Genomic DNA, 19,937 nt, shown 5'->3' with positions numbered 1-19,937 from the left:
CTATCAAGTTAAAATAAAGTACAAACTTCAGCCTGACTCACCTTGATTAAATCAGCCGGAGCCAGTTTCACCTGCAAGCCTCTCACTCCTGCACTTACGTATATATAAGGGAAATCATTGCATGTGTGATGAATATATGTAGGGAAATGCTTCTTCATCCCTATCGGAGAGCATCCTCCACGAATGTATCCCGTCAGCGGAAGCAGTTCTTTCATCGGTATCAGGTCGCATTTCTTGTTGCCTGAAATCTTGGCTGCCAGCTTCAGGTCGATTTCGTGCTCACCGGGAATCACACAGACAAAGTAACCCGACTTATCTCCTTGAAGCACCAACGTCTTGAATACCTGTTCAATGTTCTCTCCTAAAGTAGCGGCTACGTGTACGCAACTTAAATCATTTTCATCTACCTCGTAAGGAACCAGTTCATATTTCACCTTATCCCGGTCCAGCAAACGGGCCGCATTGGTTTTTGCAATCTTGTCTTTTGCCATTATTTTGTTACTCCTTTCAGTTCTTCTTTTAAAAATCCGGATGTATATCCTTTACCCGACTGGGCCACTTCTTCCGGTGTACCGCACACCAGCAACTGTCCTCCGGCCTTTCCGCCTTCCGGTCCCATATCGATAATATAGTCTGCCATCTTAATGACATCCAGGTTGTGCTCTATGACAATGACGGTATTTCCTTTTTCTACCAGACGGTTCAACACGTTCATCAGTACCCGAATGTCTTCAAAATGCAGTCCGGTGGTCGGTTCATCCAAAATATAGATAGTCTTTCCGGTATCCCTTTTAGCCAGTTCAGTAGCCAGTTTCACACGCTGACTCTCTCCTCCCGACAAAGTAGTAGAGGGCTGCCCCAACTTGATGTATCCTAATCCCACCTCCTGCAGCACCTTGATTTTGTTCAGTATCTGCGGCACGTTTTCAAAGAATTCCACTGCCCGGTTGATGGTCATGTCCAGCACATCGGCAATGGATTTACCTTTATAGCGCACTTCCAACGTTTCACGGTTATAACGCTTTCCGTGACAGACCTCACACGGCACCAGCACATCGGGAAGGAAGTTCATTTCAATGGTCTTGTAACCGTTTCCTCCACATGCCTCACAGCGTCCACCCGATACGTTGAAAGAGAAACGACCTGCCTTATAGCCGCGAATCTTGGCTTCCGGAAGACCGACAAACAAGTTACGTATGTCGGAAAAGACTCCGGTATAGGTAGCCGGATTCGAACGCGGGGTTCTTCCTAAGGGCGACTGGTCTACGTTCACCACCTTGTCAATGTATTCCAGCCCTTCAATGCTGTCATACGGCAAAGGATCTTGCTGTGAACGGTAGAAGTGCTGGGAAAGAATCGGTTGCAGGGTATCATTTATCAAAGTAGACTTTCCGCTGCCGGATACTCCGGTCACACAGATAAGTTTTCCCAATGGAAACTCCACATCATCGCCTTTCAGGTTATTTCCACGTGCCCCTTTCAACACGAGAGAATGCCCGTTGCCCTTTCTTCGTTCTGCCGGAACCTCGATACTCATTTTTCCATTCAGATACTGCGATGTCAGGGTGTTGGTCTTTATCATTTCTTCCGGTGTACCGGAGAAAACGACCTCACCACCCAAGCGACCGGCTTTCGGTCCCATATCCACCACGTAATCCGCAGCCAGCATCATGTCCTTGTCATGTTCCACTACGATAACGGTATTTCCCAAATCGCGCAGTTCTTTCAAGGAGTTAATCAACCGGATATTGTCACGCTGATGCAGTCCGATACTGGGTTCATCCAGAATATACAACACATTCACCAGCTGAGAACCAATCTGCGTGGCCAGACGAATACGCTGGCTTTCTCCTCCCGAAAGTGTGACTGATGAACGGTTCAACGACAGATAGTCCAGTCCCACATCCAGCAGGAATTTCAGTCGGGTACGTATTTCTTTCAGGATTTCCGTTGCTATCAGACGTTGCTTGTCTTCCAGAAAGTCTTCCACATGGCACACCCAGTCATACAACTCACTGATGTCCATCGTGGCCAGTTCATAAATATTCTTGTCGTGGATGCGGAAATGCAAGGCTTCCTTGTTCAGACGTGCTCCTTTACAATCGGGACACACATCCGTCTTAGCAAACTGTTCCGCCCATTTCTGTGCGGTGGCAGAAGCTTCCTTTTCCTGCATCATCTGAATGTATTTCACGATGCCCTCGTATAAAATAAAGTAATCGGAAGTGGCATGAATTAGTGTACTCTTGATTTTCAAGCGCTCATCGCATCCATACAGAATCTCATTGATGGCATCTTCCGGCAACTCACTCACCGGTGTCTTCAACGTAGCTTCATAGCGTTCAAGCAACGCTTCCAACTGCCAGAATATCATTACGTTCTTGTATTTCCCTAACGGAGCCACAGCTCCTTCATACACCGAAAGCGAACGCTCCGGAATCACCTTGTCCACATCAATCAAGTTGACATATCCCAGTCCCTTGCAACGCGGGCAGGCCCCCTGCGGAGAGTTGAACGAGAAGTTATGCGGTGCCGGCTCCTTGTAAGAAAGTCCCGTCACCGGACACATCAGGCGTTTGCTGTAGTGACGCACACTTTCCGTCTGTGCATCCAGTATCATCAACAATCCGTCACCCTGCTGCATGGCTGTAGCTACGCTCTGCTTTAAGCGGCTTTCTTCCTTTTCCGTGACCACTATCTTGTCAATCACCACCTCTATGTCATGATTCTTGTAACGGTCCAGCTTCATGCCGTGTACGATTTCCTTCACTTCTCCATCTACACGTACATAGAGATAGCCCTTCTTACGTACCTGCTCGAACAATTCCTTGTAATGTCCTTTACGCGTACGCACCAGAGGTGCCAGGATATAAATGCGTTTTCCTTTATAATCACGGTGTATCAAATCCAGAATCTGTTCTTCGGTATATTTCACCATCTTCTCACCCGAAAGATAGGAATAAGCCGTACCCGCACGGGCAAACAGCAGTCGCAGATAATCATAAATCTCGGTGGTTGTTCCCACGGTAGAACGTGGATTCTTGTTCGTCGTCTTCTGTTCGATGGAAATCACCGGACTCAATCCTGTAATCTTATCCACATCCGGCCGTTCCATCCCTCCCAAAAAGTTACGGGCATAGGCAGAGAAAGTTTCAATATAACGGCGCTGCCCTTCTACAAACAGCGTATCAAATGCCAGAGAAGACTTTCCGCTTCCGCTCAATCCGGTAATCACCGTCAAGCTGTCACGAGGGATTTCCACATCTATATTTTTCAGGTTGTGTACCCGAGCTCCTTGTACACAAATCGTTTCTGTTCCTTCAGTCATACATTATCCATCAATGATATCTTTGCAAAGATAGTGAAAGGCGAGAACAGAGACAAACGGAAAACAAAGTTTTCAGATTTGGCTATGCCGAGCCGCATCCTATCTTCGAGAATCAAAGATAGAGATATTTACTTTTCCATTTTCATTCGACAATGCAATTTTTTTTGTACTTTTGCCACTCAACAAATCCATAATAACCATGAGATTCTTTCAGATAGTTTGCCTTTCGCTGGCTTTGACTTTAGGAAACGCCGGAATAACTACCTTCGCACAGAACGGAAACAATTATTTTCTACATACAGTAAGCAGAGGACAGAGTCTTTACTCCATTGCAAACATGTACCATGTGTCCATTGACGACATTGTACGTTTGAATCCGGGAAGCGACAAGCAAATCCGGGTAGGAGAAGCATTGAAAATTCCCCAGGCAAACTCCTCTTCTTCCAGCAAGAACGGAAGATTCCATACTATACAGGCTGGAGAAACGCTTTACCAGCTGACGGTGAAATACAATATCAGCGCACAGGCTATCTGCGATGCCAACCCTGGTCTGAGTGCCAGCAATTTCCGCGTGGGACAGGTAATCTCAATCCCTACGGAAAGTGTGACGGATCCGGTCACTCCCCTCGCTCCAGCTCAATCTTCCACTCCTTCTACTACCCAGAAAGGATGGAAAGAAATGCATAAAGTGGAACGAAAGGAAACTATCTTCAGCATCTGTCAGGAATATGGCATCACACAAGAAGATTTGCTGGCGCTAAATCCGGAATTGAAAAACGGGAAGCTGAAAAAAGGTATGTTCATCTTTATTCCTTACCCTAAGAGCAGCCAGCCTGCAGCAACACCTACTCCCACAATGGATCAAACACCATCCAATGAAGAACTGTTCAAGCAAAGCAAAACGGCTTCTAAATCTCTGCGAACCATTCAGGCAGCCGTGATGCTTCCGTTTACCGCTTCCGGAAGTATCAAACCTGAAGAGCAGACCCGCATGGTGGAATATTACGAAGGCTTCCTGATTGCCGTAGACAGTTTGAAACGTCAGGGTGTTTCGGTTGATTTATATACCTACGACACGAAAGGCAGCACCAATGTTATTTCAAGCATTCTCAACAAACCGGAAATGAAGAATATGGACATCATCTTCGGACCTGTCCATACTTCAAACATCGAACCGCTGGCAAATTTTGCAGAGCGTAACAAAATACGACTGGTCGTTCCTTTTGCTCCGAAAGTGGACCAGGTGTTCAATAATCCGATGGTCTATCAGATTAACACACCGCAATCTTATTTTTACTCAGAAGCGTATGACCATTTTCTCCGTAAATTCAGTAAGGCCCGCATCATATTTGTCGATCCGGCTAATGGAGACAAGGAAAAAAATGAATTCATCAATGGCCTGAAAAGCGAGTTAAAAGACAACCGTGTAGACTTCAAGCAGATTCAGCTAAGCAGCGAAATCGCTCCGGAAAGAATCATTGCAGCCATGGATACACTGAGGGAAAATATTTTTATTCCGACTTCCGGACGTAGTTCGGCACTGACCCGGATACTTCCTCAGCTGACTAATGTATTACGTTCACATCCGCATTTCGACATGCACCTGTTCGGTTATCCGGAATGGCAAACTTACACACAGGAACATCTGGCCAGCTTCTATGAACTGGATACGTATTTCTATTCATCGTTCTATACCAACAACCTGTTCCCGGAAGCTGTCCGGTTCACCCAAAGCTACCGCCGCTGGTATAGCAAAGACATGGCGAACACTTTCCCCAAATACGGTATGCTGGGATTTGATACGGGATATTTCTTCCTGAAGGGCTTGTCACAACAAGGCAATAAATTCGAAGAAAATCTGGATAAAGTATCTGTTACTCCCATTCAAACCGGATTCAAATTTGAGAGAGTCAACAACTGGGGTGGCTTTATCAACCGGAAAGTATTTTTTGTTCATCTGACCAAGAATTATGAATTGATCAAACTTGATTTTGAATAAAATGAAAAGATACCGACAACTGATTTTTATATGCTGTCTGCTTTGCATGCTGCCCTTGTCGTTGTTTGCCCAATTGCAAGACGAACGGCATAATCTATCCGTGGGAATCAATGGAGGAGTAAACTTAAACTCTGTCAGTTTCACCCCCAGCATCAAGCAGACGAACTTCATTGCACCGGAATTTGGTCTTACAGTCCGTTATATCTCTGAGAAATACTTCAAAATGATTTGTGGTATACAGGGAGAAATCAACTTTTCCCAGCGAGGATGGAAGGAAGTCATTGAAGACGGAAGTAACAATACCTACCACCGTGCCATGAACTACATAGAAGTCCCTCTGCTGGCCCATCTGGCTTTCGGGAAAGACAAAGGAAATGGAGCCCGATTTATCATCAACCTGGGTCCGCAAGTAGGCTTCCTTTTAGGCGAAAAAGAATTTTACAGCGACCCGTCGACCTGGGATACCACCAACCGTCCGCAAGGGACTGATGAACAATACGGAAAATTTGCCGACCGAAAATTTGACTACGGAATCGTAGGAGGAGGAGGTTTGGAAATACGTACAGGTATCGGTCATTTCCTTCTGGAAGCCCGTTATTATTTCGGTCTGAGCGATTTCTACAACAACAGTAAAAAAGATTATTTCTCACGTTCTGCCCATTCTTACATTGGCGGACGTCTGACTTATTTATTTGATTTGAAAAAATAATTTGTATGATTAAACTTATATCCTGGAACGTAAACGGGCTGCGTGCCTGCTGCGACAAAGGTTTCCGAGACATATTTACCCAACTTGATGCTGATTTTTTCTGCCTGCAAGAGACGAAGATGCAGGAAGGACAGCTTGACCTCTCTTTTGAAGGCTATACTTCCTACTGGAATTATGCCGAGAAGAAAGGATATTCCGGTACTGCCATCTTTACCAAGCACCAGCCCCTGCAAGTAACTTACGGTCTGGGAATTGATGAGCACGACCATGAAGGACGTGTCATTACACTGGAGATGGAAAAATTCTTTCTGGTAACAGTCTACACACCGAATTCGCAGGATGGCCTGAAACGTCTGGACTACCGCATGACATGGGATGATGATTTCCGCGCTTACTTGCAGAAGTTAGACCAGAGCAAACCCGTATTGATATGCGGTGACCTGAATGTAGCCCACAAAGAAATTGACCTGAAGAATCCGAAAACCAACCGGATGAATGCGGGCTTTACCGACCAGGAACGCGAAAAATTTCAATTGCTGTTAGATGCCGGATTCATCGATACCTTCCGCTACTTCTATCCCGAGCAAACCAATATCTATTCCTGGTGGTCTTACCGTTTCAAGGCACGTGAGAAGAATGCAGGGTGGCGTATTGACTACTTTTTGGCCTCAGCCAGTCTTGCCGACAAGCTGAAAGAAGCGAAGATTCACACGGAAATATTCGGCTCGGACCATTGCCCCGTGGAAGTGACCGTTGAAATTTAATTTGCCGCATGAAGAACGAAGGATTTACCTTACGAAAGCGTTTACGGAGTTTTAAATTTGCTGGAAACGGTATCCGTCTGCTGATTACACGCGAACACAACGCCTGGATTCATTGTTTCGCCGCAGTATGTGTAACCCTGGCAGGATGGCTAATTGGACTTTCTTCCACTGAATGGATAGCCATTGTATTTGCCATTGGTTCCGTACTGGCTGCAGAAGCAGTCAATTCTTCCATTGAAGCACTGGCCGATTTAGTTTCGCCAGAATACAACGAAGCCATCAAGCGTACAAAGGATCTGGCAGCTGGTGCCGTATTAATTCTGGCTATCAGCGCAGCCACTGTCGGATTAATAATATTCATCCCTAAAATTCTTACCTTGTCATGAAACCTATCATGATTTTGTTGTCAGCACTCTGCCTCAGCGTGTCTTTACAGGCACAACAGCTTGAAATCAGCCAGCCCCGGAAAGCCGTGCGTACTTCCGGTGATGTGGGTGCCGTACTGCTTCCCGTAGCCGGACTAACAGCCATACTTATTGAAAAAGACTGGCAAGGACTGAAACAGGGCGCATTGGCTGGAATTACCACATTAGGAGTTACATACGCATTGAAATATGCGGTTAAAAAAGAACGTCCCGACCACAGCGACAGTCATTCATTTCCGTCCATGCATACCTCTGTATCTTTTACAGCTGCCTCTTTCATCCAGCGACGTTACGGATGGAAATGGGGACTTCCTGCCTATGTGGTCTCCACTTATGTAGGCTGGAGCCGTGTATACGGAAAAAAACATGACTGGTGGGATGTAGCGGCCGGTGCGGCTATCGGAGTCGGAAGCTCCTATCTTTTTACTCGTCCGTTTGCCAAGAAACATGATTTAGCCATCAGTCCCGTAGCCGGTGACGGTTATTGCGGACTCTATACCTCTTTAAAGTTCTGAATAATCCCGGAAGCATGTACGCAGCAAACCATTTCCTGCTGCGTCCACTTCCGAACAGATTCTTTGCTGCGTATTAGTTGAAATAATACAAGAAAGTAGCAATACCTTCCAAAGCTTTCTTCTTCTGGTCTTTAATTTCAATGGAGAATTTGATTTCTGCCTTTGCCACTCCGCGCAGATTTACCAATGAGTGCAAATCTGCAACCAGGCGCACACTCTGACCTGACAATACTGCCTGGCCGAACTTCATCTTGTCCATTCCATAATTCACCATCATCTTCAAGTTGTTCACCTCGATAATCTGATTCCACAGATAAGGCAACAAAGACAAGGTAAGATACCCGTGTACAATTGTACTCTTGTAAGGACTTTCCACTTTTGCACGCTCTGCATCCACATGAATCCACTGGTGATCCAATGTAGCATCTGCGAACTGGTTGATACGTTCCTGTGGGATTTCAAGCCATTCTGATACTCCAATCTGCTGGCCTACCAATTTTTCGAACTCTTCGTACGAGTTAATAATAACTTTCTCCATAATTATCCTTATTCTTTAAAAAGCATAAAATATAGACAAAGATAAGTATATTTTCTTATTTCGGTTCTTTTTCTTATCAAAATAAAGTAGCCTAATCCTCATGATAAATAGCCAAATCCTCAGATTTCGGCTATTTTACTTCTACAACAACGACATTAATACTTTACTAATCGTTTAGGATTTCCATGCCAGGAACAACCCAGACAAAAGACCTCGTTTAAATCAAATCCTTCAAGCGACTCTTCTTCTTTTTTCGGTACGACTTCTCCTTCAGAAGTCACATACACCAACCGACGCTCTCCTGCTTCATTTTTTACATACATCGCTGCAATTTTGCATTGCGGGCATAACATTTTTTTCATGTCCTAGTCCTATACTTTATTAATCTGCACAAAGATACATATTTCCATGAAATACCAACTCTATGCCGTCATTATCCCTATTGATTTATGCAACCAGGTTGTTATTGTTACATAACTGATACAAGAAATTAAAAAAGGAGGTAAATTCGCTACATAATAACAAAAACACTTGCAACTATGTCACATTCTCATTCACACGTGCACAGCCATCATGCCATTGAATCGGTCAGTACTACTCTCATCGTGTGCATCATCCTGAACCTGTTGTTCGTGATTGCCGAAGCGGTCATCGGTTTTTCCTACCATTCCTTAGGGCTGCTCTCCGATGCCGGACATAACCTGAGCGATATTTTCAGTTTATTGCTTTCGCTCTTCGCCATTCGGATGGCTACACGAAAAGGCAATCGCCATTTCACCTATGGCTATAAAAAAAGCACCATACTTGTTTCACTGGCCAATGCCATCATACTTCTCATTGCCGTAGGAGGAATTCTTATTGAAAGCATCTATAAATTATATACCCCCGGCACCGTTTCCGGTGAAGCCATCTCATGGACTGCCGGAGCGGGTATATTAGTGAATGGAACTACTGCCCTGCTACTGATGAGCCGACGGAAAAACGACTTAAATATCAAAGGAGCTTTTCTGCACATGGCCATGGATACACTGGTATCTGTCGGTGTAGTCATCTCGGGTATACTTATCAGCCTGACCCATTATTACGCACTCGATGCGTTCATCGGAATGGGCATAGCCCTCATTATCCTGATTTCTACCTGGAAACTCTTGAAAGAGAGTCTTTATCTTACACTGGATGCCGTGCCTGAACACATCCACCTCGATAAACTGGAGCAGGAAATCAGCCAGACACCGGGAGTGGAAAGCTGGCATCACCTGCACGTATGGGCTGTCAGTACGACTGAAAATGCCGCTACCCTTCACGTGGTAATTACTAGTCTGAACGAAATAGAATGTATCAAACATGCACTTAAACAACTGTTGTCCCAACACGGAATTACCCATTCTACCATTGAATTTGAAACCCTAGGTTCGCAATGTGAAGATGCGGCCAAAGGATGCTATCACTCCTGAACACCACAAAAAGAAAGTGCGCTGACCAGAAAAAATTTCCAACCAGCGCACTTTTCTATTTTTCTATAAGAATTATTTCAACTTCACGAATAACTCTCCATCCACTTCACTTGTCTCAATTTTATCTTCTCTCAACAACCAACCTAAACCCAGGAACAAATCCTTGTCTGCTTTCAATTTAGCTTCTTTCTTAAGCTGTTTCTGAGTTTTGCCTTCTGTTTCATTCAGTGCCTCCCAGATTTGTCCGGCAATGACACCTGCTTTTTCTTTTAACATAGTCTTTTTGCTTTTATAATTATACACCTAAACTTGACGTGCATTAAACTGCGGCAAAATTAACAAAAAACAAGAAAAGACGTGAAGAAAAAAGAGAAAACTTTCATTTTACAACCCAAAAACAGCTTCTTATTACAATTTCCCTTCATTTTCCAAGAAATCGCCCCAAATTCTTGCTGCCGCTTCCACCATTCGTACACACGGACGTTTGGCATAATATTGTGCGGTCCGGGCATCGGGTGTAGCCACAATAGGTTCTTTCTTTGACAAGCCCAACAGTTCACTGCAATGAATAGTACCACATTCTTCCTTAAACTTTTCAGCCAGTTCCTGCACCAATTTATAATTGGCAGCCTTTCCTTCCCTGTCTGCCCCTTCCACTGCACAGCGTTCCAAACCTGCCAGCAAAAACATACCGCAAGCTGCACCGCATATCTCCCGCATGCGACCGATACCTCCCCCAAACGAGGCAGCCATATGCAATGCCTGCTCAAAGGTAAAACCATACATATCGGCATAGGCCCCTACTACCGACTGCGAACAATTATAGCCCTCCTTAAACAGCGCAACAGCTTTCTGTATACGTTCTTCTTTCGTCATGATTTCCTTTCCTTTTAGTTGTTGACTACATTTACAGGTTTACCTTCCAAAAAAGCCTTCAGGTTATTTACGGCCAACTGCATCAGTCGAACACGCGCTTCTTTCGTAGCCCACGCCTGATGTGGTGTGATAAAACAGTTGCGTGCTTTCAATAACGGATTATCTGCACGAGGCGGTTCAGAAGAAAGCACATCCAGTCCCGCAGCAGCAATTTTGCCACTGTTCAGTGCATCCGCCAAATCCTGCTCGTTTACCAAGCCTCCCCGACCGGTATTAATCAAAATAGCAGACGGCTTCATCAATTCCAGCTTACGGGCATCCACCAATTCACGGGTCGTTTCCGTCAACGGGCAATGCAAACTCACGATGTCACACTTGCGGAACAATTCATCCATTGAAGGACACTTATGTACATCAGCAGGAAGTTCCATGGCCGACTTACTGGTATAGACATATACATCCAAGCCAAAACCGACTGCGATACGTGCCGTAGCCCGTCCCGTATTTCCAAAACCGATAATACCTATCTTTTTGCCATCAAGTTCATGCAACGGCGCATCCCAGAAAGAAAAATCAGCCTGACGACTCCATTTTCCGTTACTTACTTCCTGGGCATAGTATCCCACACGCTGCACAATATTCAGAATGTGTGCAAACGCCATCTGAGCCACCGAGCTGGTGCTATAAGCCGGAATATTCGTCACCACAATCCCCTTTCGGGCCGCAGCCGCCACATCCACGACATTATATCCTGTAGCCAGTACGCCTATATATTTCAGTGAAGAAAGCTTTTCAAGCACAGCCTCATCCAGCACTACTTTATTCGTAAACACCACTTCAGCTCCTTCTGCTCTCTTACAGACATCTTTCGGAGCCGTACGTTCATACACGGTCACTTCACCCAACTCTTTCAAAGGTTCCCATGACAAGTCTCCCGGATTCAATGTATATCCGTCTAATATTACAATCTTCATATCTATCTTCTTAAGCTATATTCATATTATTCTTTAAAACGATCACCCCACAGACTCACCATCCGCTCCTTCAGTTTTTGTTCGGAAGGATTATCCTGTGCATGCCAGATACGCTGTGTACGAATCTCTTCCGGAAGGAAATCCTGCTTGACAAAATTTCCCTTGTACGCATGCGCATATTTATAGTCTTTTCCATATCCCAATTGCTTCATGAGTTTGGTAGGTGCATTGCGCAAATGTAGCGGAACCGGAAGGTTTCCCGTCTGCCGTACCAGCTCCAATGCCGAATTGATTCCTTCATAAGCCGAATTGCTTTTCGGACTGGTGGCCAGATACACCGTAGCTTCAGCCAATGGAATACGCCCTTCCGGCCACCCTATTTTCATCACTGCCTCAAAGGCCGCATTGGCCAACAACAGTGCATTCGGATTGGCCAGACCAATATCTTCTGAAGCAGAAATTACCAGACGACGGGCTATAAATGCCGGATCTTCTCCTCCTTCTACCATACGGGCCAGCCAGTACAAGGCTCCATCGGGATCACTGCCACGAATGGATTTGATGAAAGCAGAAACAATATCATAATGCATCTCGCCTTCCTTGTCATAGGCCAAAGGATTCTGCTGCAAGCTTGACACCACTTTTTCATCGGTAATAACCACCGGATTAGCTGTATCTGCTTCTATCACAAGCTCCAGAATGTTCAGTAACTTACGCGCATCTCCTCCGGAGTAACGCAACATGGCATCCGTTTCCTTCAACTCCACCTGCCGTTCCTTCAATATCGGGTCTTTAGTCAAGGCTAAATGAAGCAGTTCAAGCAAATCTTCCTTTTCCAGTGACTTGAGTACATACAACTGACACCGGGAAAGCAATGGCCGGATTACTTCGAACGACGGATTCTCGGTAGTGGCACCTATCAACGTCACCACTCCCGTTTCGACCGCTCCCAACAACGAGTCCTGCTGTGACTTACTGAAACGGTGAATTTCATCAATAAACAATATCGGACTTTGCTGAGAAAAGAAACGGTTGGCTTTTGCCTTTTCTATCACCTCACGCACTTCCTTCACTCCCGAAGTAACCGCACTCAGTGTATAAAAAGGAACTTCCAGCCGGTTCGCTACAATCTGTGCCAAAGTGGTCTTCCCCACTCCCGGCGGTCCCCACAAAATAAACGAAGAAATCCGCCCCGCTTCAATCATCCTGCGCAACACGGCCCCTTCTCCCACCAGATGTTTCTGGCCAATATATTCATCCAGCGTCTTCGGACGCATTCTTTCAGCCAATGGTTGTGCCATAGTTCTACCTAAATTAATATCCCCCAAAGATACGGAAAGTTTCTGAATACACGCAAAGAAAACCCGCGACGGCACACAAAAATCACACGATGAAACACAACTGAAATGCAAATGTAAGGGCAAAAAAAAAGGCGCTTTTCACAAAGGGCCTTTTTAAGTTTTCAATAGGTATTAGTTTTTTTTCTTAAGGTAAAAAGATTGTTTTCAGGATAACGGCACAAAGATGCGTCCTTTTTTTCAGGTAGCCAAATAAAAAAACATGTCATAAAACACATTCTGCGTTTTTTTCATTTTCTTTCCTTTAGCATTATTAACAACATGCATCTTCGCGCTCTACAAAGATAAGCAAATTTAAGTAAAAGGATATGGCACCGAAGAAATATTCTTCCCATTTATCTATAAGGAGATTATTTTTACTATTTTTGCAGAGTTAAAAGAAAAAACAAAAAGTTTCCGTATGACAGAAATAAATACAACCGAAAATTCAGAAAAGAAAAGCCTGAATTTCATTGAGCAAATTGTAGAGAAAGACTTGCAGGAAGGTAAAAACGGTGGAAGAATTCAAACCCGTTTCCCGCCAGAGCCTAACGGATACTTGCACATCGGACATGCAAAAGCCATTTGTCTGGACTTCGGAATCGCACAGCGATACGGAGGAACCTGTAACCTGCGTTTCGATGATACAAACCCGACGAAAGAAGACGTAGAATATGTAGAAGCCATTAAGGAAGACATCCAGTGGCTGGGCTTCCAGTGGGGAGATGAATATTATGCTTCCGACTATTTCCAGCAACTCTGGGATTTCGCTATCCGTCTTATCAAAGAAGGAAAGGCGTATGTAGACGAACAGACCTCGGAAGAAATTGCAGCCCAGAAAGGTACACCGACCCAGCCGGGAACGGAAAGTCCTTATCGCAACCGCCCGATTGAGGAAAGCCTGGAACTGTTCCAGAAAATGAATGCCGGAGAAATCGAAGAAGGCAAGATGGTGCTGCGTGCCAAGATTGATATGGCCAACCCGAACATGCACTTCCGCGACCCAATTATCTACCGTGTGGTAAAAACTCCTCACCACCGTACCGGTGACAAATGGAAGGCTTACCCGATGTATGACTTCGCACACGGACAGAGCGACTTCTTTGAAGGAGTAACACATTCACTGTGTACACTGGAATTCGTGGTACACCGTCCGCTTTACGATTTGTTTGTAGACTGGGTAAAAGACGGAAAAGACTTGGACGACAACCGCCCGCATCAGTATGAGTTCAACAAACTGAACCTGAGCTATACACTGATGAGCAAGCGTAACCTGCTGACACTGGTAAAAGAAGGACTGGTAGACGGATGGGACGACCCACGTATGCCGACTATCTGCGGTTTCCGCCGTCGTGGATACTCTCCTGAGTCTATCCGCAAATTCATTGACAAAATCGGATATACTACATACGATGCACTGAACGACTTTGCTTTGCTGGAAAGTGCCGTTCGTGAAGACCTGAACGCACGTTCTACGCGTGTATCTGCCGTTCTGAATCCGGTGAAACTGATTCTGACCAACTATCCGGAAGGACAAGTGGAAGAAATGGAAGCCATCAACAATCCGGAAGATTTGAGTGCCGGTACACATACCATTGAATTCAGCCGTGAATTGTGGATGGAACGCGATGACTTCATGGAAGATGCACCGAAGAAATATTTCCGTATGACTCCGGGACAGGAAGTTCGTCTGAAAAATGCCTACATCGTAAAATGTACAGGTTGCAAGAAAGACGAAAACGGAAATGTGGTGGAAGTGTATGCAGAATACGACCCGAACACCAAGAGCGGTATGCCGGAAGCTAACCGTAAGGTGAAAGGTACACTCCACTGGGTAAGCTGCAACCACTGCCTGAAAGCAGAAGTACGTTTGTACGACCGCTTGTGGAAGGTAGAAAATCCGCGCGATGAAATGGCAGCTATCCGTGAAGCCAAAGGATGCTCTCCGCTGGAAGCCATGCAGGAAATGATTAATCCAGACTCATTGAAAGTGCTGAATGAATGCTACGTAGAAAAATTCCTGGCCGATGCCAAACCGCTCGACTATCTGCAGTTCCAGCGTATCGGTTACTTCAATGTGGACAAAGATTCTACTCCTGACCACCTGGTATTCAACCGCACCGTATCATTGAAAGATACATGGAGTAAAATCAACAAATAAAAGTAAGGAGATAAAAACACTCCTTTATTACACTAATTTTAAGGAGTTGAAAAACTTATAAAAATGCCCTTGTGTTTGATTCAGAACGCAAGGGCATTTCTTTTCAAACGCTTCGACGTTTGAGTTCAAATGTACTTGCGTTTCATATCAAACGCACTTACGTTTTTCACCTCTTCCCTTATTCTTATGAAAAGCATAAAAAATACCGCTGAAAAGACGCTCAAAATCTCTCCAGCGGCATCGTATACCTATAAAGAAACACCTTAACGAACCGGTGTCTTAGCCGAAAGTTTCTCCAGAAAATACACTAAGAAAAAACCTACTACCATCAGCACTACTGCTTCCGGCACATGCGCATTGGGCAATATATTGGTTTCTATCAAAGGCTTTACTTCTCCGTGGCTGTCGACAAATGTCTCTACCACCTCTTTCCAAGGCCAAACCTTATTCAGGGAGCCCAACATAAAGCCTGTCAGTACCGCCAGCGTAATATTACGGAAATGCGCCAACGCATACGACAAGATACGCGAGAAAGAGGTAATTCCGATGCAGGCACCTGCTCCAAATACAGCAATCACCACTACATCAAGCGTTTTCACTGCATCCATAATGAAAAAATACTTGCCTAACAGCACCAGAATGAAACTACCGGAAATGCCCGGAAGAATCATGGCACAAATAGCAATGGCTCCGCACAGGAAGATGAAAAGCAGATTAGAAGGTGTTTCGGCCGGAGTTGCTACGGTAATATAAAAGGCAACCACTGCCCCAATAACAAAAGCCACCCACGTTTTCCAGCTCTTCCATTCCTTAATGTCTTTCGATACAAACCAGGTAGACGCCAGCACCAGTCCGAAGAAGAACGACCACACCAATATCGGCTGGTTTACCAACAGCCATGTAATCAGCTTGGCCAATGAAAATACGCTGATACCGATACCTGCCAGCAGGAAAAACAAGAAATTACCATTGATTTTCTTCCAGAAAGCCGCCCATTTCCCAGAAAAGAAAAGTTTCAGGCTTTCCAGGTTAATACTTTTAATCGAATTAATCAATTCGTCATAAATACCTACAATAAAAGCAATGGTTCCTCCTGATACTCCGGGAACTACATCGGCAGCTCCCATCCCCATTCCTTTTAACATCAGAACCGCATAGTCTTTCAGTTTTCGTTCCATCAATTTTTATCCATAAATGATTAGCGAATGCAAAGTAAGTGAAAAAAACGCTCGGAGTCACTATCTCCAAAAACATTTTATGGTTTTTGTTGTTATATTTATGACGAATATTCAAAAATAGAATCATTATGGCAACAACTTTATTTCAAGGAACTCCCGTAACACTAGCCGGAGAGTTTATACAAAAAGGAGCGCTGGCTCCCGATTTTTCACTGGTAAAAGGTGATTTAAGCACTTTTTCTCTGGCTGATGCCAAAGGAAAATTTGTAGTATTGAACATTTTCCCCAGCATGGACACTGGAGTATGCGCTGCTTCCGTACGTAAATTCAACAAACTGGCAGCCGGAATGGAAAATACACTGGTACTTGCTATTTCAAAAGACCTTCCGTTCGCACAAGGCCGTTTCTGTACGGCTGAAGGAATTGAACATGTCATACCTTTGTCTGACTTCCGCTATACTTCTACCTTCGGAAAGGATTACGGAGTGCTAATGACCGACGGTCCGCTGTGTGGACTATTGGCTCGCGCCGTGGTTATCCTCAATCCGGAAGGAAAGGTTATCTACACCCAGCTGGTTCCGGAAATCGTAGAGGAACCGGATTATGATGCCGCACTTGCTGCACTCAAATAAATTTAAAGGTATATAAATAAGAAAAGGGACAGTCCGTACTTTCACGCCTGTCCCTTTTCCTTTTTATCTATCTTCTATCAGTCCCTTCTTATTCTGCAGAAAATTCCTTGATTCGCTGTTCTTCCGTCAAGCGGCATACCAGCAACGTATTATCTTTTTCAGCCACGATGTACCCGTCAAGCCCCTGTACCACTACTTTCTTTTCCTGAGTGGTATGTACGATGCAATTTCGCGACTCATACATTTTTATATTCGAACCGATGCAGACATTGTTATGCGCATCACGTTTGGAGTTTTCATGAAGAGATCCCCACGTACCCAAATCACTCCACCCAAAAGAAGCAGGAAATACATAAATTTCATCTGCTTTTTCCATTACTGCATAGTCTACCGAAATATTTTCACATGTCGGGAAGAGTTCATCCACCATCTCCTGTTCCTTGTCTGTGTAATAATAAGGGAGCAAGCGTTCGAACACCCTTGCCATGGCAGGTTGATATACCCGGATGGCATTGACAATGGTATTGACATTCCATACAAAGATTCCTGCATTCCAGAAATAGTTGCTGCGCTGCAAATAGCGTTCTGCCGTAGCCAAATCAGGTTTTTCACGGAACGCATCTACCCGATAAATTTCCTTATTGGAAGGACACGCCATCGACAAGTCTGCTTCAATATAGCCGTAACCTGTTTCCGGACGATTGGCTTTCATACCCAATGTGACAATAGCATCCGAGTCGGCCGTAAACTTCATAGCCGATGTGACAACACGACCAAACTCACGTACGTTCATTACCACATGGTCACTCGGTGTCACCACGATATTGGCTTTCGGATTACGTGCCTTGATTTTCCAGCTCACATACGCAATACAAGGCGCCGTGTTACGGCGGCAAGGCTCCAACAAAATATGATCAACAGGAACCTCAGGGAGCTGCTCTTTTACAATCTCCGCATATTTGGCCGAGGTTACCACCCATACATTTTCCGGCAGACACACATCTTTAAAACGATCGACGGTCAATTGAATGAGCGTACGTCCACAACCCAGCACATCAATAAACTGCTTGGGCATTTCTGGACTACTCATCGGCCAAAAGCGACTGCCTATGCCTCCGGCCATAATGACCACATGATTATTCATTGGATTCATAACAAACTTTTCTTGGTAACTTCGCAAAGTTAACTCATTAATTTGAATATTTCCTATCTTTGCAAAAAATTATCAACTGAAAATGAGAACATATCCATGCGTCCTGACCATCGCCGGATCTGACTGTAGCGGTGGCGCAGGCATACAAGCCGATATCAAAGCTATATCCGCCCTGGGAGCATACGCAGCCAGTGCCATTACTGCCATTACCGTGCAGAACACGCTCGGAGTAACAGGCATTCACCCCGTCCCCCCTGCTTACGTGAAAGGACAAATAGAGGCCGTTATGGACGACATACGTCCTAAAGCTGTAAAAATCGGAATGATCAATGATGCAGAAATCGTAAAGGTAATAGCAGAATCTATTCTCAAATATCATCCTGAATATGTGGTGTTCGACCCGGTTATGGTGTCGACCAGCGGATGCAAGCTGATGGAAGACGAAGCCATCGAAGCCATCACTACCCGGCTTATACCTCTGGCCAGCCTCATCACCCCCAATCTGAGTGAAGCGGAAATCCTGGCCGGACAAAAAATCAGTACTGTGGAAGACATGAAGCGTCAGGCAAAAGAAATGTTGAAACTAGAATGTAAAGGAGTGCTCATCAAAGGAGGACACCTGGACGGAGGACTGATGTGCGATGTGCTGCAAACGGCTACGGAAGAAGCCCCGCACTTGTTTACAGCCCCGAAAGTAGACAGCCGGAATACACACGGCACGGGATGTACCTTGTCTTCTGCCATCGCCACGTTTCTGGCATTGGGAGAACCCATGTCAGTAGCTGTAGAGAAAGCCAAACAATATGTATACAAAGGTATTGAATCTGGAAAAGACGTTTGCATCGGAGGCGGACACGGCCCGTTGAACCACTTCCACTCTCCCGTCGCCATGCACATTTTCGACAAAAACGAGTAATATCTCAAAAGAATCATTACCTTTGCAGACAATAACTTATAAACAAGAAAGATAATCATTATGAAAGCATTTGTATTTCCTGGACAAGGAGCACAATTCGTAGGTATGGGAAAAGACCTGTACGAAAACTTTCCGCTCGCTAAAGAATTATTCGAGAAAGCCAATGATATTTTAGGTTACCGCATTACAGACATCATGTTCGAAGGTACTGACGAAGACTTGCGTCAGACTAAGGTGACACAGCCTGCCGTATTCCTGCACTCTGTAATCTCTGCCTTGTGCATGGGCGACGCTTTCCAGCCGGAAATGACTGCCGGACACTCTTTGGGCGAATTTTCTGCCTTGGTAGCTGCTGGTGCTTTGTCATTCGAAGACGGATTGAAACTGGTGTATGCACGTGCCATGGCTATGCAGAAAGCATGCGAAGCTCAGCCGTCAACCATGGCTGCCATCATCGCATTGCCTGATGAGAAAGTAGAAGAAATCTGTGCTTCAGTTGCCGCTGAAGGAGAAGTTTGTGTGGCAGCCAACTACAACTGCCCGGGACAGATTGTTATTTCTGGTAGCATCGAAGGTATCAACAAGGCTTGCGAACTGATGAAAGCTGCAGGTGCCAAACGTGCCCTCCCGCTGAAAGTGGGTGGTGCGTTCCACTCTCCACTAATGGACCCAGCTAAAGTGGAACTGGAAGCTGCTATCAACGCTACTGAATTCCACACCCCGAAATGCCCGATTTATCAGAACGTGGATGCACTTCCACACACTGATCCGGCTGAAATCAAGAAGAATCTGGTAGCACAGCTTACCGCTTCTGTACGCTGGACACAGACTGTACAGCAGATGATTGCTGACGGAGCTGATGACTTCACAGAATGTGGTCCGGGTGCAGTATTGCAAGGATTGATCAAGAAAATCAACAAAGACGCCAATGCGCATGGAATAGCATAATCAGACCATGAGTCTGACAAGGGCACGAAT

General features: G+C 45.1%; 20 protein-coding genes. 10 read left to right on the top strand and 10 right to left on the bottom strand.

The window, feature by feature from the left end; translation table 11 throughout:
• Positions 1 to 8 precede the first annotated feature (8 nt).
• Positions 9 to 491, bottom strand: a complete 483-nt coding sequence (gene ybaK / locus WKT20_RS04990) for a Cys-tRNA(Pro) deacylase (protein WP_007562878.1) — start codon at positions 489 to 491, stop codon at positions 9 to 11.
• A complete protein-coding gene (uvrA, locus tag WKT20_RS04985; protein WP_340416964.1) occupies positions 491 to 3,328 on the bottom strand; it encodes an excinuclease ABC subunit UvrA in 2,838 nt (945 codons plus the stop codon). Before uvrA ends, ybaK begins: the two co-directional genes overlap by 1 nt.
• Positions 3,329 to 3,527: 199 nt before the next feature.
• Here uvrA and WKT20_RS04980 point away from each other — a divergent pair, with 199 nt between their 5' ends.
• Genes WKT20_RS04980 through WKT20_RS04960 form a run of 5 tightly spaced genes read left to right on the top strand, consistent with a single transcriptional unit; the run spans position 3,528 to position 7,740 of the window.
• Complete coding sequence (locus WKT20_RS04980) at positions 3,528 to 5,327, top strand: amino acid ABC transporter substrate-binding protein (RefSeq protein ID WP_117673887.1); 1,800 nt, start codon at positions 3,528 to 3,530, stop codon at positions 5,325 to 5,327.
• A gap of 1 nt (position 5,328) precedes the next feature.
• Positions 5,329 to 6,036: a porin family protein gene (locus tag WKT20_RS04975; RefSeq protein WP_178269842.1), complete on the top strand. Its 708-nt coding sequence runs from the start codon at positions 5,329 to 5,331 to the stop codon at positions 6,034 to 6,036.
• Positions 6,037 to 6,041: 5 nt separating this feature from the next.
• Positions 6,042 to 6,800 (top strand): exodeoxyribonuclease III, encoded by a 759-nt coding sequence (locus WKT20_RS04970; protein WP_117673889.1) that lies wholly within the window; start codon positions 6,042 to 6,044, stop codon positions 6,798 to 6,800.
• An 8-nt stretch (positions 6,801 to 6,808) separates the two neighbouring features.
• Positions 6,809 to 7,186 (top strand): diacylglycerol kinase family protein, encoded by a 378-nt coding sequence (locus tag WKT20_RS04965; protein ID WP_117701336.1) that lies wholly within the window; start codon positions 6,809 to 6,811, stop codon positions 7,184 to 7,186.
• Positions 7,183 to 7,740, top strand: coding sequence for a phosphatase PAP2 family protein (locus tag WKT20_RS04960; RefSeq protein WP_340416963.1), 558 nt, complete (start codon positions 7,183 to 7,185; stop codon positions 7,738 to 7,740). Before WKT20_RS04965 ends, WKT20_RS04960 begins: the two co-directional genes overlap by 4 nt.
• Positions 7,741 to 7,813: 73 nt before the next feature.
• On the opposite strand, the gene WKT20_RS04955 is transcribed toward WKT20_RS04960, so the two are convergent.
• Complete coding sequence (locus WKT20_RS04955; protein ID WP_007562891.1) at positions 7,814 to 8,278, bottom strand: MaoC family dehydratase; 465 nt, start codon at positions 8,276 to 8,278, stop codon at positions 7,814 to 7,816.
• Positions 8,279 to 8,433: 155 nt separating this feature from the next.
• Positions 8,434 to 8,640, bottom strand: a complete 207-nt coding sequence (locus WKT20_RS04950) for a hypothetical protein (protein ID WP_007562893.1) — start codon at positions 8,638 to 8,640, stop codon at positions 8,434 to 8,436.
• Between the two features lie 177 nt (positions 8,641 to 8,817).
• On the opposite strand from WKT20_RS04950, the gene WKT20_RS04945 reads away from it, so the two are divergent.
• Positions 8,818 to 9,732 carry a cation diffusion facilitator family transporter gene (locus WKT20_RS04945; RefSeq protein WP_117701332.1) on the top strand — a complete coding sequence of 305 codons (915 nt, stop codon included), beginning with the start codon at positions 8,818 to 8,820 and terminating at the stop codon, positions 9,730 to 9,732.
• 72 nt (positions 9,733 to 9,804) lie between these two features.
• Here the strand turns inward: WKT20_RS04945 and WKT20_RS04940 are convergent, their stop codons facing one another.
• From WKT20_RS04940 to WKT20_RS04925, 4 genes are all read right to left on the bottom strand, one after another.
• Positions 9,805 to 10,008 (bottom strand): winged helix-turn-helix domain-containing protein, encoded by a 204-nt coding sequence (locus tag WKT20_RS04940; protein ID WP_022053671.1) that lies wholly within the window; start codon positions 10,006 to 10,008, stop codon positions 9,805 to 9,807.
• 132 nt (positions 10,009 to 10,140) lie between these two features.
• The gene (locus WKT20_RS04935; protein ID WP_118243070.1) at positions 10,141 to 10,608 is read right to left on the bottom strand and encodes a C-GCAxxG-C-C family protein; all 468 of its coding nucleotides are present in this window, start codon (positions 10,606 to 10,608) and stop codon (positions 10,141 to 10,143) included.
• 14 nt (positions 10,609 to 10,622) lie between these two features.
• Complete coding sequence (locus tag WKT20_RS04930) at positions 10,623 to 11,582, bottom strand: D-2-hydroxyacid dehydrogenase (RefSeq protein WP_270653806.1); 960 nt, start codon at positions 11,580 to 11,582, stop codon at positions 10,623 to 10,625.
• A gap of 26 nt (positions 11,583 to 11,608) precedes the next feature.
• Positions 11,609 to 12,883 carry a replication-associated recombination protein A gene (locus WKT20_RS04925; protein WP_022053674.1) on the bottom strand — a complete coding sequence of 425 codons (1,275 nt, stop codon included), beginning with the start codon at positions 12,881 to 12,883 and terminating at the stop codon, positions 11,609 to 11,611.
• 457 nt (positions 12,884 to 13,340) lie between these two features.
• Here WKT20_RS04925 and WKT20_RS04920 point away from each other — a divergent pair, with 457 nt between their 5' ends.
• The gene (locus tag WKT20_RS04920) at positions 13,341 to 15,080 is read left to right on the top strand and encodes a glutamine--tRNA ligase/YqeY domain fusion protein (protein WP_340416962.1); all 1,740 of its coding nucleotides are present in this window, start codon (positions 13,341 to 13,343) and stop codon (positions 15,078 to 15,080) included.
• A 263-nt stretch (positions 15,081 to 15,343) separates the two neighbouring features.
• On the opposite strand, the gene WKT20_RS04915 is transcribed toward WKT20_RS04920, so the two are convergent.
• Complete coding sequence (locus tag WKT20_RS04915) at positions 15,344 to 16,258, bottom strand: DUF368 domain-containing protein (protein ID WP_117701324.1); 915 nt, start codon at positions 16,256 to 16,258, stop codon at positions 15,344 to 15,346.
• A gap of 128 nt (positions 16,259 to 16,386) precedes the next feature.
• Here WKT20_RS04915 and tpx point away from each other — a divergent pair, with 128 nt between their 5' ends.
• Positions 16,387 to 16,890 (top strand): thiol peroxidase, encoded by a 504-nt coding sequence (tpx, locus tag WKT20_RS04910; RefSeq protein ID WP_118242782.1) that lies wholly within the window; start codon positions 16,387 to 16,389, stop codon positions 16,888 to 16,890.
• 88 nt (positions 16,891 to 16,978) lie between these two features.
• On the opposite strand, the gene WKT20_RS04905 is transcribed toward tpx, so the two are convergent.
• Positions 16,979 to 18,043, bottom strand: coding sequence for a mannose-1-phosphate guanylyltransferase (locus tag WKT20_RS04905; protein ID WP_117701322.1), 1,065 nt, complete (start codon positions 18,041 to 18,043; stop codon positions 16,979 to 16,981).
• An 82-nt stretch (positions 18,044 to 18,125) separates the two neighbouring features.
• On the opposite strand from WKT20_RS04905, the gene thiD reads away from it, so the two are divergent.
• Complete coding sequence (thiD, locus tag WKT20_RS04900; protein ID WP_340416961.1) at positions 18,126 to 18,959, top strand: bifunctional hydroxymethylpyrimidine kinase/phosphomethylpyrimidine kinase; 834 nt, start codon at positions 18,126 to 18,128, stop codon at positions 18,957 to 18,959.
• Positions 18,960 to 19,019: 60 nt separating this feature from the next.
• Positions 19,020 to 19,907, top strand: coding sequence for an ACP S-malonyltransferase (gene fabD / locus WKT20_RS04895; RefSeq protein WP_118162880.1), 888 nt, complete (start codon positions 19,020 to 19,022; stop codon positions 19,905 to 19,907).
• Positions 19,908 to 19,937 lie beyond the last annotated feature (30 nt).

Source organism: Phocaeicola sp. ICN-14070 (assembly GCF_037892625.1).
In the GTDB taxonomy this organism is placed as follows: Bacteria; Bacteroidota; Bacteroidia; order Bacteroidales; family Bacteroidaceae; genus Phocaeicola; species Phocaeicola plebeius.
This window is presented reverse-complemented; position numbering and strand designations above follow the sequence as displayed.

Excerpts from the sequence above, each read along its gene's own strand:
- ybaK (WP_007562878.1), bottom strand. The coding sequence starts at position 491 with ATGGCAAAAGACAAGATTGCAAAAACCAATGCGGCCCGTTTGCTGGAC.
- uvrA (WP_340416964.1), bottom strand. The coding sequence starts at position 3,328 with ATGACTGAAGGAACAGAAACGATTTGTGTACAAGGAGCTCGGGTACAC.
- WKT20_RS04980 (WP_117673887.1), top strand. The coding sequence starts at position 3,528 with ATGAGATTCTTTCAGATAGTTTGCCTTTCGCTGGCTTTGACTTTAGGA.
- WKT20_RS04975 (WP_178269842.1), top strand. The coding sequence starts at position 5,329 with ATGAAAAGATACCGACAACTGATTTTTATATGCTGTCTGCTTTGCATG.
- WKT20_RS04970 (WP_117673889.1), top strand. The coding sequence starts at position 6,042 with ATGATTAAACTTATATCCTGGAACGTAAACGGGCTGCGTGCCTGCTGC.
- WKT20_RS04965 (WP_117701336.1), top strand. The coding sequence starts at position 6,809 with ATGAAGAACGAAGGATTTACCTTACGAAAGCGTTTACGGAGTTTTAAA.
- WKT20_RS04960 (WP_340416963.1), top strand. The coding sequence starts at position 7,183 with ATGAAACCTATCATGATTTTGTTGTCAGCACTCTGCCTCAGCGTGTCT.
- WKT20_RS04955 (WP_007562891.1), bottom strand. The coding sequence starts at position 8,278 with ATGGAGAAAGTTATTATTAACTCGTACGAAGAGTTCGAAAAATTGGTA.
- WKT20_RS04950 (WP_007562893.1), bottom strand. The coding sequence starts at position 8,640 with ATGAAAAAAATGTTATGCCCGCAATGCAAAATTGCAGCGATGTATGTA.
- WKT20_RS04945 (WP_117701332.1), top strand. The coding sequence starts at position 8,818 with ATGTCACATTCTCATTCACACGTGCACAGCCATCATGCCATTGAATCG.
- WKT20_RS04940 (WP_022053671.1), bottom strand. The coding sequence starts at position 10,008 with ATGTTAAAAGAAAAAGCAGGTGTCATTGCCGGACAAATCTGGGAGGCA.
- WKT20_RS04935 (WP_118243070.1), bottom strand. The coding sequence starts at position 10,608 with ATGACGAAAGAAGAACGTATACAGAAAGCTGTTGCGCTGTTTAAGGAG.
- WKT20_RS04930 (WP_270653806.1), bottom strand. The coding sequence starts at position 11,582 with ATGAAGATTGTAATATTAGACGGATATACATTGAATCCGGGAGACTTG.
- WKT20_RS04925 (WP_022053674.1), bottom strand. The coding sequence starts at position 12,883 with ATGGCACAACCATTGGCTGAAAGAATGCGTCCGAAGACGCTGGATGAA.
- WKT20_RS04920 (WP_340416962.1), top strand. The coding sequence starts at position 13,341 with ATGACAGAAATAAATACAACCGAAAATTCAGAAAAGAAAAGCCTGAAT.
- WKT20_RS04915 (WP_117701324.1), bottom strand. The coding sequence starts at position 16,258 with ATGGAACGAAAACTGAAAGACTATGCGGTTCTGATGTTAAAAGGAATG.
- tpx (WP_118242782.1), top strand. The coding sequence starts at position 16,387 with ATGGCAACAACTTTATTTCAAGGAACTCCCGTAACACTAGCCGGAGAG.
- WKT20_RS04905 (WP_117701322.1), bottom strand. The coding sequence starts at position 18,043 with ATGAATCCAATGAATAATCATGTGGTCATTATGGCCGGAGGCATAGGC.
- thiD (WP_340416961.1), top strand. The coding sequence starts at position 18,126 with ATGAGAACATATCCATGCGTCCTGACCATCGCCGGATCTGACTGTAGC.
- fabD (WP_118162880.1), top strand. The coding sequence starts at position 19,020 with ATGAAAGCATTTGTATTTCCTGGACAAGGAGCACAATTCGTAGGTATG.